2 protein-coding genes are annotated in these 1,164 nt (G+C 48.0%); one reads left to right on the top strand and one right to left on the bottom strand.

Going from position 1 to position 1,164, the window contains the following annotated elements; translation table 11 throughout:
- The coding region (locus tag R7E00_RS24455; RefSeq protein ID WP_318124820.1) for a diguanylate cyclase domain-containing protein at nucleotides 1-297 on the top strand (297 nt) is incomplete at its 5' end.
- Between the two features lie 36 nt (nucleotides 298-333).
- On the opposite strand, the gene R7E00_RS24460 is transcribed toward R7E00_RS24455, so the two are convergent.
- Nucleotides 334-1,164 (bottom strand): sigma-54 dependent transcriptional regulator (locus R7E00_RS24460; RefSeq protein WP_318124821.1); only part of this gene is annotated, 831 nt, incomplete at its 5' end.

Here is a 1,164-nt window from a genome sequence, read left to right on the forward strand (position 1 = left end):
GGTGGTGACGAGTTTATGATTGTGTTGCTTGCCAATGCCGAAAACGCGAAAGCCTATGCCGAGTTAGTACGTCGCAGCATTGAACGTGAAACGTCGCTGCTTGCTTTTAAAAACCAAGTCACGATGAGCTTCGGCATCAGCGAGCTAATGCCCAATGACAGCTTGCAAGATGCACTCACCCGAGCCGACGAAGCACTGTATTGCTCAAAGCATACCGGGCGAAATCAAGTCACGACATTCCAAGATGAAAGCGAGGTGGGTGGTAAGTTCATCCAAACACCGACTAAAAGCGCATAACGGCAAGGTAAAACGACATCGCTCCTATTATTCCATTCACGAATCGGTGTAATCGGAGCGATTCAGACCAAATTTTTGCATTTTCTGATTTAAGGTGCGGCGTGGTAGATCGAGCTCTTGCATCACTTCATTAATCCGTCCTTGGTGCCTCACTAATGAATCATGCAACACTTTGCGCTCAAAGTTGTGCAACTGAATCATCAGTGGCACACCCGCTTGAGTCTCTTCCGTGGTTGACGACGGGCGGCTAGAAAGAATTTCCATCACAGAAACCGTATCATCCAGCGCGAAACGCATTGCGACGTTACGTAATTCGCGCACATTTCCTGGCCAAGCGTAAGAAAGCACGGCATTTCTGTCGGCATCACTCAACGGTCGACTGTCTGGATTTGTTTGCAATGCAAAGTGCTCAAACAGAATCAACGCGTCTTCTTCTCGCTCCCTAAGCGGCGGTAAGTAGATCTGTGCAACATTAAGTCGGTAATACAAATCTTCGCGGAACTCTTCATGATCGTTGAGATCTTCTTTCGCGGCAGCGATCACTCGCAAATCCACATTGATCTGCTGGTTACCACCAACTCGCTCGACAGTATGTTCTTGCAATGAGCGCAGCACTTTCACTTGCATTGAAAGCGGCATGCTCTCAATTTCATCGAAAAACAATGTGCCTTTATCGGCGTATTCGAGTTTGCCAATCCGTCGTTTACTTGCTCCGGTAAAAGCGCCGGGCTCGTGACCAAACAGTTCACTTTCGAACAGATTTTCGGGAATCGCGCCACAGTTTATTGGCACAAAACGATGTGATTTGCGTTGGCTTTCTTTATGCAGACTGGTGGCAACTAGCTCTTTGCCACAACCCGTTTCACC

The sequence above is a fragment of the Vibrio sp. Vb1755 genome, from assembly GCF_033338635.1.
Classification (GTDB): domain Bacteria; phylum Pseudomonadota; class Gammaproteobacteria; order Enterobacterales; family Vibrionaceae; genus Vibrio; species Vibrio alginolyticus.